This is a genomic window from Amycolatopsis sp. NBC_00348 (assembly GCF_036114655.1).
Classification (GTDB): Bacteria; Actinomycetota; Actinomycetes; order Mycobacteriales; family Pseudonocardiaceae; genus Amycolatopsis.
In genome coordinates, this window is sequence record NZ_CP107994.1 from 868448 (window position 1) to 885651 (window position 17204).

Here is a 17204-nt window from a genome sequence, read left to right on the forward strand (position 1 = left end):
GGCGACTGCCGTTGATCCGGTCCGCCCGGCTTCAGGCTGCCGCGGCTTGCTGTAGCTGGCCGGGCGCGTCGTCCGGCGTGCGCGACGCTCGGCTTCCGGTCGCCTGCTCGACGCGGCCGCGTCAGGCTTCCGCGTCGAGGTAGACCCAGCGGCCGTCGTCGCGGCGGAAGCGGCTGTTCTCCTCCAGGAAGCCGTCGCGGCCGCGGTGGCGGTAGTGCGCGCGGAACTCGACGGTGCCCTCGTTGTGCAGCAGGCCGCCGCCGGTGCGGGCGAGGATCTCCAGCCGCGTCCACTCCTGGCCGGCGTCGAGCGCCAGCTTCCGCGGCCGGGTGTCCGGGTGCCAGGTGCGCAGCAGGTAACCGGCGTCCCCGACGGCGAAGGCGCTGAACCGCGACCGCATCAGCAGCTCGGCGGTCGGCGCCGCCAGGCCGCCGTCGTGGAACCGGCCACAGCAGGCGGCGTAGGACCCGGTGAGGCCACACGGGCAGGAAGCGGGAGACATCCCGGAATTGTGCCACGGCGCGCCGAGCGGGCGGCAGCCGTCCTTTGTGGACTAACCCGCGTTGACCGGCTTGCCGCTTTCCCGCGCCTCCTGGGCGCCGCGCACCGCGAGGCGGTCCGCGCGCTCGTTGCCCGGCAGGCCCGCGTGGCCCTTCACCCAGAGCCACTCCACCTCGTGCTCGCGGACCGCTTCGTCCAGGCGCTGCCACAGGTCCGCGTTCTTGACCGGCTCGCGCGCCGCCGTCTTCCAGCCGTTGCTCTTCCACCTCGGGAGCCACTGCGTGATGCCGTTGCGCACGTACGTGCTGTCGGTGAACACGCGGACCTGCGACGGCCGCTTCAGGCTCTCCAGCGCGCGGATCGGCGCCGTCAGCTCCATGCGGTTGTTCGTCGTCGGGGTGGCTTCACCGCCGTACAGCTCGCGCTCGTGCCGCCCGTACGTCAGCACCGCGCCCCAGCCGCCGGGTCCCGGGTTTCCGCTGCACGCGCCGTCGGTGTAGATCTCCACGGCCTGTCCGTCCTCGCCTGCCACGGCGGCGACCCTACCGGTCGTCTTGCCCTCGCCCCGGGCCACCACGCCGGGTTACGGTGGAGATCCGGAACGGAGTGGGAGGCGCTCCGATGAACGGGCACGACGCGAGTGACACGACCGACGGCGCGCTGCTGGGGTACCTCACCGACGCCGATCGCGAGTACCTGCTCGCCCAGGGCGTCCGCCGCCGCTTCCGGGCGGACGACGTCGTGCTCATGGAAGGCGACCCGTCCGACCACGTCCACGTGCTGGTCTCGGGCTGGGTACGGATCTCCACGATCGTCGAGGACGGCCGCGAGGTGCTCTTCGGGCTGCGCGGCCCCGGCGAGGTGCTGGGCGAGCTGGCGGCGATCAACGGCTGGCCGCGCACGGTGTCGTGCCGCGCCATCGAACCGTGCCACGTCGTCCAGCTGACCGGCGACCGGTTCCTCGCCGCGCTGCGGGCCCGGCCCGAGATCGCCATCGCGACGATCAAGACCGTCGCGGTCCGGCTGCGCGCCGCCGAGGCCGCCCGCGTCGACTCGGCGGCGTACGACGTGAGCCGTCGCGTGGCGGTCCACCTGGTGCGGCTGGCCGACGAGCACGGCCGTACCGTGGCCGACGGCATCCTCATCGAGGCGGGATTTTCGCAGGAGGACATGGCGGGGCAGGTCGGCGCCGCCCGCCGGACCGTCGCGCGGGCGCTGGCCGTCCTGCGGGAGCGGGGCGTCGTGGAGACCGGCCGCCGCCGCATCCTCATCCGCCGGATGCGCGTCCTGCGCGCGCTGGCCCGTTCTGAGCCGAACGGCACACAACGCCCGTGACAACGGGCCTCTGAGAACCGCCCGCCTCGCGCGATTCTGGGATCGGCCGGAAAAGAAAGAGATGCCACCGGCCGGATTCCGTTTTTGAGCGAGGCTCGGGGGAGTGCTTGTCGTGAACGTCTACTGCAAAATCCGGACCCTGGTGAAATCCGTTTCCGCCGCGTTCGCCGCCGGCGTCGTAGCGGGTTTGCTGGTGGCCTCCGGAACCGCGGCGGAACCGGCGGCACCGATCCCCGCCTCGTCCTGGGTGCAGCGATGAGGAGGTGTGTGATGGAGAGCCACTCGATCTGGGCGCTGATCTTCGGCGCGAACTGACGCACCCGCGGTGCGGCCCGGTCGGCCGGCTCGTGGGGGGTCGACCGGCCGGGCTATTCGCCCGCACGCAACTGTCCGCTATTTGTCATGCCGCCGCGGAACTGCCGCTGGTAAGGTGACGAGCCGTTCTGCGACTCTCTTTCTGCCGCAGTGAGAAGGAGGGCCGGGTGACGGCGGAGAACTCCTTCCCGTTCGTGCGCGAGCTGAACGAACTGCGCCGCGGCCGCGGTCTGGACGCCACCGATCTGCACCAGCGGATCGGGCCGTGCCTGCGCGAAGCGTGCCGGATCGCCGAGGCCGACTCGCCCGCCGCCGCGCGGCACAAGCTCGTCCTGCGGCTCACCGAGCTCTGCGGCCGGCTGCCCGCGGACCTGCGGCTGGCCGCGCTGGCGGCACTCGGCCTGCACGAGGAGGCGGCCGGGGAGTTCCTGGACCGGCGGATCTCGTGGCTGGCCGGCATGCTCGACCGGGACCCGCGCACCGCGCGCCGGCGCATCGACCTCGCCTTCCGCCGGCTCGACGAGCTGCTCGGCGAACCCAGCCGGGGCCGGGACCTGCATCCGCTGGCCGGCTGGTACGTCGAGTCGATGAAGGTGATGCTCCGCTTCGACCGCGAACTCCCGGACCTGCAGGAGGAACGCCGGATCGTCGCGGAGGTCGACGAGCTCGACGAGCTGGTCCTGTCCTTCAGCGTCCCGGCCGTGCCCGGCACCGACCCGGTGCCCGACATCACCGCCGACGTGCTCTTCGGCGGCGAGATCGTCGAGGCCAAGCAGGTTTCGGCGAGCCACGCGCAGTTCGTCATGCGGCTGCCCAGCCCGCTGCGGCTGGGCCAGCGCCACGAGTACGGCATCCGGTTCACGCCGCAGCGGACGTCGTTGCGGCCGTACTACGCCCTCACCCCGTTGCGCCGCTGCGAGGAGTTCTCGGTCCGCGTCCGCTTCGACCGCGCCGATCCGCCGGCCCGGGTGTGGCGGCTCAACGGCGTGCCGGGGCGGGTGGTCGACGACGGCGTCGACTCGGGGGACGCGCTGACCGTCAACCGGGTCGGCGAGGTGGGGCTGGAGTTCCACGAGCTGCACCAGGGGCTGAGCTACGGCCTGCAGTGGTCGTTCGACCCCCGGGGTGACTGAGCCGGACTGAATGAGCCGGGAGGAATGAGGAGGCCGTGCGCACCGTCCCGCTGGCCGCGACCGTCGTCCGGATCGGGATCGTCGCCCCGAGCCGCGGCCGCACCGCGCGTTCGGTGCACCTCGCCGTCACCCTCGACGCGGTGCTGGACGAGGTGTTCGAGCGCGTCCCGGTGCCGTACCGCACCCCGAGCTGGTATCGGCGCCCGGAAGGGGACAACACGACGCTGGTCATCCCGCCGGCGGTGCCGCCGCGGTGGGTCGCGACCGGGCTGGTCGAGCTGGTGGCCGAGGCGCTGGGCCGCCGCAACCGCCACCTCAACGAGTTCGGCCGGCTGCGCCTGCGGCTGGCGGTCGCCCACGGCGACGTCGTGCTGCGCCCGCCCTACTTCGGCGGCGCCGCGGTCGCGTTGTCGTCCTGGCTGTGCGACTCGGACGAGCTGAAGGCAGCGATGACCGCGGCCCCGGAGGCGGACCAGGTGCTGATCGTGTCCGACCGGCTCTACGACGAGGTCGCCGGTGAGGGCGAGCACGACCTGGACCCGGCGGTGTTCCGGCGGGTCGTCGTCGCGGCCGGCGGCGGGCGGGAGATCGGCTGGCTGCACGCCCGTCCGGATGCTGGGACGCGGAATAGTGGGGCGGGGGACGGGTTGCCTCCTGTGTAGCCGACGGGAAGGGGCCCAGCGATGAGCACGTTCACGCAGGAGTGGCAGGACTGGAAGACCGGGCGCGAGTCGGACCTCGCCGCACCGCACGGCTGGCTGGCGCTGGTGTCGCTGGACTGGCTGACCGACGCCCCGCGCGAGTACCCGGGCATCCCCGGCCGCTGGTGGCAGGACGCCGACGCGGCGTACGTCGACCCGGCCGGCGCCTCGCTCGAGCACGACGGCACCCCGATCACGGACGTCCGGCGCTTCGAGCTGGTCAACAGCGGCGCAGGCACGCGCGTGCTGGCCGGCGACGTCGAGATCGAGGTGGCCCGCCGCTCGGGGTACCTGATCCGGGTGCACGACCCGAAGGCCGAGGTGCTGCGCGCTTTCCACGGCGTCCCGGCGTACGAGCCGTCGCCGTCGTGGGTGCTGTCCGGCCGCTTCGAGCCGTTCGACGCGCCGCGGCCGACCACGGTGGGTGCGGTGGTCGAGGGCCTGAGCCACGTCTACACCGCGCCGGGCCTGGTCCACTTCGAGCACGACGGCGTGTCGCACACGCTGACCGCGTTCAACGGCAAGGAAGGCGGCTTCAGCATCCTGTTCACGGACGGGACGAGCGGCGTCACGACGTACGCGGCCAACCGCTCGCTGCCGGTCGGCGCGCCGGCCGCGGACGGCACGGTGACGCTGGACTTCAACCGCGCGGTCAACCTGCCGTGCGCGTTCACGGACTTCGCGACGTGCCCCCTGCCCCCGGCGGGCAACCACCTGGCCTTCGCGGTGGAGGCGGGGGAGAAGACCCCGTACGAGCGCTGACGGGGTCTGCCCCAGGCTTCAGCTGGCGACGTCGATCACGACGCGGTTGGGCGCGGTGAGCGTGAAGACGTTCACCGTCGTCCGCGACCGCACGCCGAGCCCGACGGTCAGCTGGGCTTCGAAGTCCCCGGTGACGGCGACGGCCATGACGTTGCGCAGGTTCCACGTCCGGAACTTCTGCGGCCCGGTGTAGGTGGGCACGCCGTTGTCGTCGTGCGCGGCGGCGAACGGCACGGTGACGTTGATGAAGTACTGCCCGGTGAGCCACACGACGTCCCCGGTCGGGTCGGCGGTGAGCTCGTCGAACAGCTGGTAGCTGGGGCTGGGCGCGCCGCCGGCGGTGAGGTCGAGCACGATCCGGTCGAACCCGGGGTTGGCCCCGGTCCGGATGGCGGTCAGGGTGGGAACGCTGGACACGGCGGCGTTCGCGGGCGCCGCGGCCGCGGTCACCGCGGCGGCGAGCAACATGGTGACGGCGACGAGGGCGCGTCTGACGGGTCTGGACATGGGTGGGCCTCCTGGCGGGTGCGAACCGGTGGAAGCCCCAGCGCTGGGGTCATGCGGGGGACGCCCGGTTCGTCCGGGGAGTTGCCCGGTGCCCGGGATCGGCGGCCCAAGCGTTATCCGGCTGCTCCGAACGTGTCGTGAGCGGGAAACAGTGCTCTGACGCTGTTTCCCCACTCACGACCGCGTTCGGCACGTCACCAGCCGCGTTCGCGCCATTCGGCCAGCTTCGGGCGCTCCGCGCCCAGCGTCGAGTCGTCGCCGTGGCCCGGGTAGAACCACGTGTCGTCCGGCAGCTCGTCGAAGATCCGGGACGACACGTCGTCCACCAGCGTCGAGAAGTCCTCCGGGGACGTCGTCCGCCCGACGCCGCCCGGGAAGAGCGAGTCGCCGGTGAACAAGTGCGGGTGGCCCGCGGGATCCCGGTAAAGCAGGGCGATCGAGCCCGGGGTGTGACCGCGCAGGTGGATCACCGAAAGGGTGACCTTGCCCACCGTGAGCGTGTCTCCGTGCTCCACCAGGAAGTCCGGCGGGACCGGCAACGGCTCGGCGTCCAGCGGGTGCGCCGCGGTGTTCGAGCCGTTGGCCCCGGCCACCGCGCCCAGGGCCTGCCAGTGGTCCTGGTGCTGGTGGGTCGTGACGACCGTGCGCAGGGCCGGGCGGTCCGGGCCGTGGCCGATCAGGTCGGAGATGCGCTCGGGGTCGCTCGCCGCGTCGATGAGCAGGGCTTCGTTGTCTGCCCGGCACACCAGCAGGTACGCGTTGTTGTCCATCGGACCGACGGACAGCTTGGTGATGGTCAGCGCGTCCAGGGTCCGCCGGGAGGCGTCGCCGCCCGGGTCGACGTGCCCGGTGTAGGTCTCCACGATGTTCACCCCGCCCACGGTAGTCGGGGCACCGCAAGCGGTTCCACCCGCACAAGCGTGCGCTCACCTCGCCACGTAGGCTCGCCGGAGCCCCGCAAGCCGACCCCCGCGCCGACCCGTGCCGACCCAGGGAAGACCGTGCCGACGACTCCGACGCCGACCCCGGTGCGAGGCGTACGCCGGATCAGCTGGGACCTCCTGCGCGTCTTCGCCGTCCTCGCGGTCATCCTCGGACATGTCACCCACCAGGGTGCACTTCTGCACCCGGAGCTCACGGGGTACCCCGTGCGGGTGACCGCGCAGTTCGGGGCGGCGATCCTCCTGGTGATCTCCGCGTTCTTCGTGTGTGCGAGCCTCCGCAAGGGCCATCCGGGCCGGTGGCTGTGGAACCGGGTCGCGCGGCTCGTGCCCGCTTACCTGGTCGCGGTGCTCGTCACCTACCTGGTGACGCGGTACGCCGCCATCCGCTTCAGCGGGCTGCCGTTCCCGCCGGGCCTGACCGGCTTCCTCTTCGGCGTGCCGCAGGGCCTGCCGACGGACCCCTCGCCCTGGTACATCCCGACCTGGGCCGACCTGCTCGCCAACCTGGGCATGGTCCCCGAATGGGGTTACCGCTTCGAGTGGTTTTACTACCTCGACGGCTCCTACTGGACACTCCCCGTGCAGCTCGCGGCCTTCGCCTGCGCGGCGCTGCTGTGGCCGCGGGCGTGGCGGACACACCGGGTGACCGTCGGCCTGCTGTGGGCGCTGATCCTGGTGCCGCTGGTGATCCGGTTCGCGATCGTCCCGCCGTCGCTGGAGCCGTCCACGCACCAGAAGGTCGTCGACTCCGTCTTCTACGGCCTGGGCCTGCACCGCGCGCACGTCTTCGCCATCGGCGCCGCCCTCTGGCTGTGGTCGAAGGAGCGGCTCGCGCACTGGCACATCGCGCTGTTCGTGCTCGCCACCTGCGTGGCGCAGGACCTGCAGGTGTTCCCGTTCCACCGCGAACTGCCGCAGGACGCCCAGCGCTGGCCGTCCACGATCGGGTTCGCCGTGCTGCTCGCGGGCGTCTGCTTCGCCGCGCGCGGACCGGACTGGCGCTTCCCCGGGCTGCGCCGGATCGCCCCGGCCGTCACCTGGCTCGCGGGCATCTCGTATGGTCTTTATCTGGTGCACCAGGAACTGGGTTACATCCTGGCGCGCGCCCTGATCAACCTCGGCGTCCCCGGCTGGCTGCGGCTCCCCGCGGTCGTGGCCGCCGCCGTGCTGGCGGGCTGGGCGATCACCGCGGGCGTCGAACGGCCGGTCCACCGGTGGCTCACCGCTCGCCGGGATCGCCGTCGCAAGCCGGAAGAACCGCAGGTCACGGACTCGGAGCCGGTTTTTGTCGGTGGTGGCTCGTAGCATGGAGGCCGCCGCTCGTGCAGTCTCCGACCGAGCCGGCAACCAGCTGAGAATGACACTGAAGGGACCCTGGCGTGGCTGATCGCCTCGTTGTTCGCGGCGCCCGCGAGCACAACCTCCGCGGCGTGGATCTCGACCTGCCCCGCGACAGCCTGATCGTGTTCACGGGTCTGTCCGGCTCCGGTAAGTCGAGCCTCGCCTTCGACACCATCTTCGCCGAGGGGCAGCGCCGGTACGTCGAGTCGCTGTCCGCGTACGCCCGCCAGTTCCTGGGGCAGATGGACAAGCCGGACGTCGACTTCATCGAGGGCCTCTCGCCCGCGGTGTCGATCGACCAGAAGTCCACCTCGCGCAACCCGCGCTCGACCGTGGGCACGATCACCGAGGTCTACGACTACCTCCGGCTGCTCTACGCCCGCGCCGGCAAGGCCCACTGCCCCAAGTGCGGCGAGCCGATCAGCAAGCAGACCCCGCAGCAGATCGTCGACCAGGTGCTGGAGATGGACGAGGGCGTCCGCTTCCAGGTGCTCGCGCCGGTCGTGCGCGGCCGCAAGGGCGAGTACGTCGACCTGTTCGAGAACCTGCAGCAGCAGGGCTACGCGCGCGTGGTCGTCGACGGCACGGTGCACCCGCTCACCGACCCACCGAAGCTGAAGAAGCAGGAGAAGCACCAGATCGGCGTGGTGATCGACCGGCTGAGCGTGAAGTCGAGCTCGCGCCAGCGGCTCACCGACTCGGTCGAGACGGCGCTGCGGCTGGCCGACGGGCTGATCGAGCTCGAGTTCGTCGACCTGCCGGAGAACGACCCGCACCGCATCCGCGGCTTCTCCGAGAACCTGGCCTGCCCGAACGGCCACCCGCTGGCCATCGAGGACCTCGAGCCCCGCTCGTTCTCCTTCAACTCGCCCTACGGCGCGTGCCCGGTGTGCACCGGCATCGGCATCCGCAAGGAGGTCGACCCGGAGCTGGTGGTGCCGGACGACGAGCTGTCGCTGGCCGAGGGCGCGATCGCGCCGTGGGCGGGCGGGCAGAGCGCGGACTACTTCGTCCGGCTGCTCGAGTCGCTGTCGGAGACCATCGGGTTCCGGATGGACACGGCGTGGCGCAAGCTGCCCGCGCGCGCCCAGAAGGCGGTGCTGCACGGCGTCGACGAGCAGGTGCACGTCCGCTACAAGAACCGCTACGGCCGCCAGCGGTCGTACTACGCCAGCTTCGAGGGCGTCATCCCGTTCCTCGAGCGGCGCCAGGAGCAGACCGAGTCCGAGTACATGCGCGAGCGGTACGAGGGCTACATGCGCGAGGTGCCGTGCCCGACCTGCCAGGGCACCCGGCTCAAGCCGGAGATCCTCGCCGTCACGCTGCAGCACAAGACCCGCGGTGACATGTCGATCGCCGAGGTCTGCGGGCTCTCCATCGCCGAGGCGTCGCAGTTCCTCGACGAGCTGGAGCTCGGCCAGCGCGAGTCGATGATCGCCGGGGCCGTGCTCAAGGAGATCCAGGCCCGCCTGCGGTTCCTGCTCGACGTCGGCCTGACGTACCTCTCGCTCGACCGCGCGTCGGGCACGCTGTCGGGCGGCGAGGCGCAGCGCATCCGGCTCGCCACGCAGATCGGCTCCGGCCTGGTCGGCGTGCTGTACGTGCTGGACGAGCCGTCGATCGGCCTGCACCAGCGCGACAACCACCGGCTGATCGAGACGCTGACCCGGCTGCGCAACCTGGGCAACACGCTGATCGTCGTCGAGCACGACGAGGACACCATCCGCTCCAGCGACTGGGTGGTCGACATCGGCCCGGGCGCCGGCGAGCACGGCGGCCACATCGTCCACAGTGGACCGTACAAGAAGCTGCTGAAGAGCAAGGAGTCGCTCACCGGGCAGTACCTGTCCGGGCGCCGCAGGATCGAGGTCCCGGCGATCCGGCGGCCGATCGACAAGAAGCGGCAGCTGACCGTCATCGGCGCGCGCGAGCACAACCTGCGCGGGCTGGACGTCTCGTTCCCGCTCGGCTGCCTCGTCTCGGTCACCGGCGTCTCCGGCTCGGGCAAGTCGACGCTGGTGAACGACATCCTGGCGACGGTGCTGGCGAACAAGCTCAACGGCGCCCGCCAGGTGCCGGGCCGCCACACCCGGATCAACGGCCTGGCCCAGGTCGACAAGCTGGTGCGCGTCGACCAGTCGCCGATCGGGCGGACCCCGCGGTCCAACCCGGCCACCTACACCGGCGTCTGGGACCACGTCCGCAAGCTGTTCTCGGCGACCACCGAGGCGAAGGTGCGCGGCTACCAGCAGGGCCGGTTCTCGTTCAACGTCAAGGGCGGCCGCTGCGAGGCGTGCGCCGGCGACGGCACGATCAAGATCGAGATGAACTTCCTGCCGGACGTCTACGTCCCGTGCGAGGTCTGCAAGGGCGCGCGGTACAACCGCGAGACCCTCGAGGTGCACTACAAGGGCAAGACCGTCTCGGACGTGCTCGACATGCCGATCGAAGAGGCGGCGGAGTTCTTCGAGCCGATCAAGGCGATCCACCGGCACCTGCAGACCCTGGTCGACGTCGGCCTCGGATACGTCCGGCTCGGCCAGCCGGCGCCGACGCTGTCCGGTGGTGAGGCGCAGCGCGTGAAGCTGGCGAGCGAGCTGCAGAAGCGCTCCACCGGCAAGACGGTCTACATCCTCGACGAGCCGACCACCGGTCTGCACTTCGAGGACATCAACAAGCTCATCGGCGTGATTAACGGCTTGGTCGACAAGGGCAACTCGGTGATCGTGATCGAGCACAACCTCGACGTGATCAAGACGTCCGACTGGATCATCGACATGGGCCCGGAGGGCGGCAACGGCGGTGGCACGGTGATCGCCGAGGGCACGCCTGAGCACGTGGCCGGGGTCGAGACCAGCTACACCGGCGAGTTCCTGCGCCACGTCCTCACGGCCGAGTAGGCCGAGTAGCGCGTCACCGCTCCTTGCCGGTGGTCTCGTGGACCACCGGCGAGAGCGGCCCGTAGTGCAGCGCCCGGAGCCGGTAGGCCGAGCCCTGTTCACCCGGGAGGGTGGACAGGGCGCACGTCGTCGTGTCCCGGTCCGTCACCTCGATCGGCGAGAAGCCCGGCTCGCCCGGGCGGCGGATCTCGAGCAGGAACCCGGCCTCGTCGGCCGAGCGGTCGGCCCAGGTGAACGTCACCGCGTCGCCGTCCGCCACCGCGTGCAGCGCCGTCGCGTCCGTGGCCGCCGGCGCGCCCGCGGTCGTCTCGGCCGACACCGGGCCCGTGAACGGCTGCTCCCGGTAGTAGAACGGCGTCTCCGGGATCAGGTCCGGGTGGTGGTAGCTCGTCGCGTGCGGCGGCAGGAACTGCAGCGTCGTCCACGGCCCGGCCGGGGCGTTCGCGTACTCCACGCGGTGCCCGGCGGCGTCGTCGTCGGGCCACGACAGCACCACGTCGGTGGGGGACGTCAGCGTCGCGGTGAACGACGGTGGCGGGGCCGGGGACGGCGTCGCGGCGCAGCCCGCGGCCAGCAGCGCCACCAGGACGAGGGGTTTCGCGGACACGGCGGCTCCCGGGACGACGGGGGCGGCGGCGGAACGGTGATCAGCTTAGGAACCCGCCCGCACGGCGACAAGACCGTGCCGGTCACCGGTACCCACCAATCCACCCGCGAACCGGCACCGAACCGCGCGAACTCCCGCTGAACCGTTTCCCGCGGGCGTCCGTGTCTGAGGTGTCGAGGTCCGCCGCACGGCGGTGCCGCCCTCACCGAGGAGAGAACGTGATGAACCGCATCCGGACGGCCGTCGTCTGCGCTGCCGCTTTCGCCGTCGTCGCACCGTTGTCGGCCTGTGGCGACATGGCGTCGGGGGCCCAGGGTCCGGAACACGGCCAGCCCGGCCACGTGATGCTGGCCGCCGCGACGGTACCGGGAATCGGGGCGGTCGTCACGGACGCCTCCGACAAGACGCTGTACCGGTTCGACAAGGACATGTCGCAGCCGCCGACGTCCACCTGCGACGGTGAGTGCGCGGCCACCTGGCCGCCGGTGCTCGCCGGGGAGGCCGCGCCGATGCTCAAGGGCATCCAGGACACCCAGGTGGGCACGCTGGCCCGCAAGGACGGCAGCAAGCAGCTCACGCTGAACGGCTGGCCGCTGTACGAGTTCTCGGGCGACAAGGCACCGGAGCAGGCGAACGGCCAGGGCGTCAACGGCACCTGGTTCGCCGTCGCCCCGGACGGCAGCAAGATCACCGCCCCGGCCGTGGCCGGCGGCTCCGGCTACTGATACCGACGGTTTCCGGGCAGAACGAGGAAGGACGGGCAGCCGATGAACACCATGGTCGCGCTGCGCTCGACCCACGCACCGCCGGTGGCGCTGCGGGTTGCAGTACTGTCCTCGCCGACTCAGAACACCGTCGGGAGGACGAGGGTGGCGATCGGAGGCAGGCGGCCGAAGAAGGCCAAAGGCGAAGACCTGATTCGGCAGCTTTACGCCGAACACGGGCGGAGCCTGCTGGCCTACGCGACGAGGCTGACCGGTGATCGTGCGGCAGCCGAGGACGTGGTCCAGGAGACGCTGGTACGGGCGTGGAAACACGCAGACGACCTGCAGAACGACGGGAAGGGCTCGGTGCGCGGCTGGTTGCTGACCGTCGCGCGCAACCTGGTCACCGACCGGGCGCGAGCCCGGGCGGCACGGCCACAGGAAGTGGCCGAACCGGCCGAAGGCGTGCCCACGCCGTCCGTCGAGCGCGATCACGCCCAGGGCGTGGTCGACTCGATGACGGTGCTCGGTGCGATGGACGGGTTGTCCAACGAACATCGAGAGGTCCTGGTGGAGATCTACTACCGGGGACGGACGGTGGCCGAAGCGGCGAGAACACTGGGCGTCGCACCGGGTACCGTGAAATCAAGGTCGTACTACGCACTCAGGGCTCTCAGAGCCTCGATGATCTCGGGAAGCGGAACGGAGGTGGCGCGGTGAACGCGGTGGACGAAAGTCATACACAGCTCGGCGCGTACGCCCTCGGGGCGCTCGACCCGGCGGAGGCGGCCGACTTCGAACGACGGCACCTGCAAACCTGCGCCCAGTGCAGGTTCGACCTGAACGAGCTCGTGGCGTTGCGCGAGTCGCTCGACGAGGTGCCGCCCGAGGCGTTCCTCGACGGGCCGCCCGAAGGCGGGGAGCTGCTGCTGCAGAAGACCCTCCGGCGGGTGCGCGAAGAGGAGACGGCGGCGCCGGCGCGGACCGCGTCGCGGCCGGCGTCCCGGCGGGGCCTGGCCCTGGTCGCGGCGGCGGTGCTGGTCGTGGCCGCACTCGGCGGCGGGATCCTGGTCGGGCGGCAGACGTCCGACTCGAGCATCGCGGCGCCGGCGTTCCCCCCGGACACCCCGGCGGGGACGAAGAGCGTCGAAGGGCGGGATCCGACGACCGGCGTGCAGCTGGCCGCGTCGGTGGCGCCCTTCGCGGGCTGGGTCAAGGTCAACGTCGCCGTCAAGGGCGTCAAGGCCGGGGAACAGTGCCTGCTGCAGGTCGTGACCAAGGAAGGCCAAGCGGTCACCGCCGGCAGCTGGAAAGTGTCCGAGAAATGGGAGAGCCAGGGCTTCTCGCTCGACGGGTCCGCGCTGGTCGCGCCCGACGACGTGAAGTCGGTCGACATCGTCACGGTGGACGGCCGGAAGCTGGTCTCGGCCCAGGTGTGAGGTCGTGACGGGCGCGCGCTACCGGTTCAGCAGCTCCTGGCTGCTGCCCGGTACCGCGCCCGAGCGGGTGTTCGGCGCGGTCACCGACCTCGCCGGCTACCCGCGGTGGTGGTCGGACGTCCGCACGGTGCGCCGGGTGGACGACGACACCGCCGAACTGGTCTGCCGTTCGCGGCTCCCGTTCCGGCTGGTCGTCCGGATGCACCGCGACCACCAGGACGAGCGGGCGGGCCTGATGCGGGTCAGGCTCAGCGGAGACCTCGAAGGGGTGCTGGCCGGCACCGTCCGCGCGACGGGCGCGGGGACGCTGCTGGAGATCACCCAGGACGTCCACGCGCGCAAGGCGTTGCTGCGGCGGTTCGACACGGTGGCCCGGCCACTCTTCCGCGTGAACCACGCGCTGATGATGCGCCGGGGTCACCGGGGTTTGAGCACCTACCTCGCGTGAGCGGGGCGGCGACCCGGCCGGGAGAACCCGGGTCGTCGCCCCGATAACGCGCCCCGATCACGCGGAACCGGCGACGCACACCTCCGGCTCGGTGGCGCTCCGGTGTGGACGGCGGGCCAGCACCGCCGCCCCGAGCGCGATCGCCGCGATCAGGAACCCCGCGCTCGTGCCGTAGGCCAGCCGGAAGCCCGACGCCAGCGCCTCGCGGTGGTCCACCGAGCCCAGGCTCGCCGTGCGAGACGCGGCCACCGTGGCCAGCACCGCGGTGCCGATCGCCGCCCCCACTTGCTGCGTGGTGTTGATCAGCCCGGACGCCACTCCGGAGTCCGCAGGCGCGGCACCCGACATCGCCAGGCCCATCAACGCGGGGATCGCCACGCCGGCGCCGAGACCCATCACCAGCAACGGCGGCAGGACGTCGGTGAAGTAGTCGCCCCGCACCGAAACCCGGGTGAGCAGCAGCAGGCCGGCGATCACCAGGCCCAGGCCGGACAACAGCACCGTGCGCGGCCCGAACCGCTCCGCGAGCTTGCCCGCGAAGCCGAGCGACGCGATGGCGATCACGACCGGCACCGGCAGGAACGCGACGCCGGTGCGCAGCGCGTCGAGGCCGAGCACCTGCTGCAGGTACAGCGCGGTGACGAACTGGAAACCGAGCATCCCGGCGACCATCAGGACCATCACCAGGTTGGCGCCGGTGACCGCGCGGCTGCGGAACAGCCGCAACGGCAGCAGCGGCGTGCGCGCCTTCGCCTGCCGCACCACGAATCCGGCGAGCAGGACGACGGCGGCGCCCAGGGCGATCCGGTTGTAGCCCGTGATCCCGTAGACGCCGAGCATCACGGCGGCGGTGACCAGGACGGCGCCGAGCGCGTCCAGGCCCGCCCGCAGGCCGCTGCCGCGGTCCGCTTCGACCACCCGGACGGCCAGCACCAGCGCGACGGCGCCGATCGGCAGGTTGACGTAGAACGTCCAGTGCCAGGTCAGTGCCTGGGTCAGCGCGCCGCCCGCGATGAGCCCGATCGACGCGCCCGCGGCCTGTGTGAAGCTGTAGACGCCGATCGCCTTCGCCCGGGCCCGCGGCTCCGGGTACATCGTGACGATCATCCCGAGCACCACGGCCGACGCCAGCGCGCCGCCGACGCCCTGCACGAACCGCGACGCGACCAGGACGGTCGGATTCCCGGCGAGGCCGGCGGCCAGCGACGCCGCCGTGAACAGGCCCAGGCCACCGAGGAAGACCCGGCGGCGGCCGAGCAGGTCGCCGAGCCGGCCGGAGAGCAGGAGCAGGCCGCCGAAGGCGACCAGGTAAGCGGTGACGACCCAGGCGAGCCCGGCGGCGGTGAAGCCGAGGTCGGTCTGGATCGCGGGCAGCGCCACCGCGACGATGCTGCTGTCGAGCACGACCATCAGCGACGCGGCGCACAGCACCGCCAAGGCGAGGCCGCGGGATCGGGTGGGACGGTTCTCGGCCATGGCAGGCCCCTCCAGTCGAGCGTTTCCCCTGGTCGTCTCCAGGGCACTTCTTGTAACAGTGCCCATCATGTGTGACCATGGGGACGCCGTGAAGGAGGCACTTCCATGTCCCAGGGGAACATCGGTGTACCTGTCCAGGCAGCGGAGGTGGACCCGGCGAAACTCGAGGCCTGCACGCTGCTCGAGGTCATCAACCGGGTCAGCGGGAAGTGGCCGATCGGCATCCTGCTGGAGGCCATGCGCGGCCCGGTGCGGTTCACCGAGCTGGAGCGCGCGGTCGAGGGCATCAGCCGCCGGATGCTGACGCTGACCCTGCGCAACCTGGAGCGTGACGGCCTGCTGGTGCGCACGGTCTACCCGACGGTCCCGCCGCGCGTGGAGTACGAGGCCACGCCGATGGCGAAGGAGCTGTACCAGTCCCTGAGCGGCCTGCTCGGCTGGGCGGAGCGGCACCGTGAGTCGATCGCCGCCGCCCGCGTCGTCTACGACGGCCACGCCGCCTGCTGAGACGCCGGAGGCGGCACTTTCACGTGAAAGTGCCGCCCTGAAGACGTGGAAACGGGCCGCGGTGCGAAGTCGGGGAACTCGCACCGCGGCCCGCGTGGCTCGTGCTCAGCGGGGGCGTGAGCACGAACGTGGTGGGGTTACTTCGCGGGTTGCTCGGCCGCGTCGTCCAGGTCGTCGGTGCCGGCCGCGTGGCTGTGGTCGTCGAGCATGGTCGCCTCGTCGAAGGGTTCCTGCCCGGCGAAGACCCGCTCGGCCTTCTCCCGGTCGAACTCCTTCGTCCAGTTTCCGATGAGGACGGTCGCGACGGCGTTGCCGGCGAAGTTCGTCAGCGCGCGGGCCTCCGACATGAACCGGTCGATGCCGAGGATGAAGCCGACGCCGTTGACCAGTTCCGGCCGGTGCGACTGCAGCCCGGACGCCAGCGTCGCGATGCCCGAGCCACTGACGCCCGCAGCGCCCTTCGACGCGATGATCATGAACGCCAGCAGGCCGATCTGCGAACCGATCGAGAGCGGCTCGTCCTGCGCGGCGGCGATGAACAGCGTCGCCATGGTCAGGTAGATCGCCGTGCCGTCCAGGTTGAACGAGTAGCCCGTCGGGACCGTGATGCCGACGACCGACTTGCTGACGCCGACGTGCTCCATCTTCGCGATCAGCCGCGGCAGCGCCGACTCCGAGGACGACGTCGAGAGGATCAGCAGGAACTCGCGGCCGAGGTAGCGCAGCAGGTTCCAGATGAACACCCGGGCGCCGAGCCACAGCACGATCCCGAGGATCACGAACACGAAGATCAGGCAGGTGGCGTAGAAGCCGATCATGATCACGGCGAGGCTCTTCAAGGCGGCCCAGCCGGTCGCGCCGACCACCGCGGCGATGGCGCCGAACGCGCCGATCGGGGCGGCCCACATGATCATGGACAGGACGCGGAAGACCAGCCGCTGGATGTGCTCGATGCCGCGCAGGATCGGGGCGCCCTTGGGGCCCAGCTTCTGCAGCGCGAACCCGACGAACAGCGCGACCAGCAGGGCCTGCAGGACTTCGCCGTCGGTGAAGGCGGAGACGAAGGTCTTCGGGATGATGCCGAGCAGGAAGTCGACCGGGCCTTCGGCGCCGGTGGCGGACTTCTGGACGCTCTTCACGTCGGCCGGGTTGAGGTGCAGGCCGGTGCCCGGGTGCAGGATGTTGCCGACGACCAGGCCGATCGCCAGGGCGAAGGTCGACATGATGATGAAGTAGAACAGCGCCATCAGACCGACTTTGCCGACCTTGGCCGCCTTCGCGACCGAGCCGACGCCGATGACGATGGTGCAGAAGATGATCGGCGTGATCATCATCTTGATCAGGTTGACGAAGCCGTCACCGAGGGGCTTGAGGCCCTTGGCGAAGCCGGGGAAGAGGAAACCCACCAGGATCCCGAGGGCCACCGCGACGATCACGGCCAGGTACAGGTAGTGGGTCTTGTCCCGCTTGCGCGGGGTCTCCTCGGTTGTCGGTGGGGTCGGCACCGTTGCCTCCAGCTCAGGGGTGTTCCAGGTTGCGGCACACTGTAGGCGCACGGAGGTGACCCGGCTCACTTGTGTTCAT

The 17204-nt window shown here is 71.2% G+C and carries 19 protein-coding genes; 12 read left to right on the top strand and 7 right to left on the bottom strand.

Going from position 1 to position 17204, the window contains the following annotated elements:
• Positions 1-121 precede the first annotated feature (121 nt).
• Positions 122-502: a YchJ family protein gene (locus OHS58_RS04225; RefSeq protein ID WP_328647203.1), complete on the bottom strand. Its 381-nt coding sequence runs from the start codon at positions 500-502 to the stop codon at positions 122-124.
• A 51-nt stretch (positions 503-553) separates the two neighbouring features.
• Positions 554-1033, bottom strand: coding sequence for a ribonuclease HI (rnhA, locus tag OHS58_RS04230; RefSeq protein ID WP_326951208.1), 480 nt, complete (start codon positions 1031-1033; stop codon positions 554-556).
• An 89-nt stretch (positions 1034-1122) separates the two neighbouring features.
• Here rnhA and OHS58_RS04235 point away from each other — a divergent pair, with 89 nt between their 5' ends.
• The 5 genes from OHS58_RS04235 (at position 1123) to OHS58_RS04255 (ending at position 4747) form a co-directional block, all read left to right on the top strand.
• Positions 1123-1836, top strand: a complete 714-nt coding sequence (locus OHS58_RS04235) for a Crp/Fnr family transcriptional regulator (RefSeq protein ID WP_326951207.1) — start codon at positions 1123-1125, stop codon at positions 1834-1836.
• A gap of 112 nt (positions 1837-1948) precedes the next feature.
• Positions 1949-2095 (top strand): hypothetical protein, encoded by a 147-nt coding sequence (locus OHS58_RS04240; protein WP_328647204.1) that lies wholly within the window; start codon positions 1949-1951, stop codon positions 2093-2095.
• Positions 2096-2318: 223 nt separating this feature from the next.
• Complete coding sequence (locus OHS58_RS04245; protein WP_328647205.1) at positions 2319-3284, top strand: hypothetical protein; 966 nt, start codon at positions 2319-2321, stop codon at positions 3282-3284.
• A gap of 35 nt (positions 3285-3319) precedes the next feature.
• Entirely contained in the window at positions 3320-3946 is a 627-nt protein-coding gene (locus OHS58_RS04250; protein ID WP_328647206.1) for a hypothetical protein, read from the top strand.
• A gap of 21 nt (positions 3947-3967) precedes the next feature.
• Positions 3968-4747 carry a DUF1684 domain-containing protein gene (locus tag OHS58_RS04255; protein WP_328647207.1) on the top strand — a complete coding sequence of 260 codons (780 nt, stop codon included), beginning with the start codon at positions 3968-3970 and terminating at the stop codon, positions 4745-4747.
• 18 nt (positions 4748-4765) lie between these two features.
• Here the strand turns inward: OHS58_RS04255 and OHS58_RS04260 are convergent, their stop codons facing one another.
• Positions 4766-5254: an AMIN-like domain-containing (lipo)protein gene (locus tag OHS58_RS04260; RefSeq protein ID WP_328647208.1), complete on the bottom strand. Its 489-nt coding sequence runs from the start codon at positions 5252-5254 to the stop codon at positions 4766-4768.
• Between the two features lie 194 nt (positions 5255-5448).
• Positions 5449-6126: an MBL fold metallo-hydrolase gene (locus OHS58_RS04265; RefSeq protein ID WP_326951201.1), complete on the bottom strand. Its 678-nt coding sequence runs from the start codon at positions 6124-6126 to the stop codon at positions 5449-5451.
• A 129-nt stretch (positions 6127-6255) separates the two neighbouring features.
• On the opposite strand from OHS58_RS04265, the gene OHS58_RS04270 reads away from it, so the two are divergent.
• Positions 6256-7503 carry an acyltransferase family protein gene (locus OHS58_RS04270; protein WP_328647209.1) on the top strand — a complete coding sequence of 416 codons (1248 nt, stop codon included), beginning with the start codon at positions 6256-6258 and terminating at the stop codon, positions 7501-7503.
• Positions 7504-7577: 74 nt separating this feature from the next.
• Positions 7578-10439: an excinuclease ABC subunit UvrA gene (uvrA, locus tag OHS58_RS04275; RefSeq protein ID WP_326951199.1), complete on the top strand. Its 2862-nt coding sequence runs from the start codon at positions 7578-7580 to the stop codon at positions 10437-10439.
• Positions 10440-10452: 13 nt separating this feature from the next.
• Here the strand turns inward: uvrA and OHS58_RS04280 are convergent, their stop codons facing one another.
• The gene (locus OHS58_RS04280) at positions 10453-11046 is read right to left on the bottom strand and encodes a fibronectin type III domain-containing protein (protein WP_328647210.1); all 594 of its coding nucleotides are present in this window, start codon (positions 11044-11046) and stop codon (positions 10453-10455) included.
• Positions 11047-11267: 221 nt separating this feature from the next.
• Between OHS58_RS04280 and OHS58_RS04285 the strand changes: the two genes are divergently transcribed.
• The 4 genes from OHS58_RS04285 (at position 11268) to OHS58_RS04300 (ending at position 13637) form a co-directional block, all read left to right on the top strand.
• Positions 11268-11771: a COG4315 family predicted lipoprotein gene (locus OHS58_RS04285; RefSeq protein ID WP_328647211.1), complete on the top strand. Its 504-nt coding sequence runs from the start codon at positions 11268-11270 to the stop codon at positions 11769-11771.
• Between the two features lie 144 nt (positions 11772-11915).
• Positions 11916-12470 (top strand): sigma-70 family RNA polymerase sigma factor, encoded by a 555-nt coding sequence (locus OHS58_RS04290; protein ID WP_247064425.1) that lies wholly within the window; start codon positions 11916-11918, stop codon positions 12468-12470.
• Positions 12467-13189 carry an anti-sigma factor family protein gene (locus OHS58_RS04295; protein WP_247054088.1) on the top strand — a complete coding sequence of 241 codons (723 nt, stop codon included), beginning with the start codon at positions 12467-12469 and terminating at the stop codon, positions 13187-13189. The genes OHS58_RS04290 and OHS58_RS04295 overlap by 4 nt, the downstream gene beginning before the upstream one ends.
• 4 nt (positions 13190-13193) lie before the next feature.
• Positions 13194-13637: an SRPBCC family protein gene (locus OHS58_RS04300; RefSeq protein WP_326952040.1), complete on the top strand. Its 444-nt coding sequence runs from the start codon at positions 13194-13196 to the stop codon at positions 13635-13637.
• Positions 13638-13694: 57 nt separating this feature from the next.
• Here OHS58_RS04300 and OHS58_RS04305 read toward each other — a convergent pair whose 3' ends face one another.
• Positions 13695-15113 carry a DHA2 family efflux MFS transporter permease subunit gene (locus OHS58_RS04305; RefSeq protein WP_328647212.1) on the bottom strand — a complete coding sequence of 473 codons (1419 nt, stop codon included), beginning with the start codon at positions 15111-15113 and terminating at the stop codon, positions 13695-13697.
• A 105-nt stretch (positions 15114-15218) separates the two neighbouring features.
• Here OHS58_RS04305 and OHS58_RS04310 point away from each other — a divergent pair, with 105 nt between their 5' ends.
• Positions 15219-15620, top strand: a complete 402-nt coding sequence (locus tag OHS58_RS04310; RefSeq protein WP_326952041.1) for a winged helix-turn-helix transcriptional regulator — start codon at positions 15219-15221, stop codon at positions 15618-15620.
• A gap of 137 nt (positions 15621-15757) precedes the next feature.
• Here OHS58_RS04310 and OHS58_RS04315 read toward each other — a convergent pair whose 3' ends face one another.
• Positions 15758-17125, bottom strand: coding sequence for a cation:dicarboxylate symporter family transporter (locus tag OHS58_RS04315; RefSeq protein WP_328647213.1), 1368 nt, complete (start codon positions 17123-17125; stop codon positions 15758-15760).
• Between the last annotated feature and the right edge of the window lie 79 nt (positions 17126-17204).

Excerpts from the sequence above, each read along its gene's own strand:
- OHS58_RS04285 (WP_328647211.1), top strand. The coding sequence starts at position 11,268 with ATGAACCGCATCCGGACGGCCGTCGTCTGCGCTGCCGCTTTCGCCGTC.
- OHS58_RS04235 (WP_326951207.1), top strand. The coding sequence starts at position 1,123 with ATGAACGGGCACGACGCGAGTGACACGACCGACGGCGCGCTGCTGGGG.
- OHS58_RS04310 (WP_326952041.1), top strand. The coding sequence starts at position 15,219 with ATGTCCCAGGGGAACATCGGTGTACCTGTCCAGGCAGCGGAGGTGGAC.
- OHS58_RS04225 (WP_328647203.1), bottom strand. The coding sequence starts at position 502 with ATGTCTCCCGCTTCCTGCCCGTGTGGCCTCACCGGGTCCTACGCCGCC.
- OHS58_RS04305 (WP_328647212.1), bottom strand. The coding sequence starts at position 15,113 with ATGGCCGAGAACCGTCCCACCCGATCCCGCGGCCTCGCCTTGGCGGTG.
- OHS58_RS04255 (WP_328647207.1), top strand. The coding sequence starts at position 3,968 with ATGAGCACGTTCACGCAGGAGTGGCAGGACTGGAAGACCGGGCGCGAG.
- OHS58_RS04260 (WP_328647208.1), bottom strand. The coding sequence starts at position 5,254 with ATGTCCAGACCCGTCAGACGCGCCCTCGTCGCCGTCACCATGTTGCTC.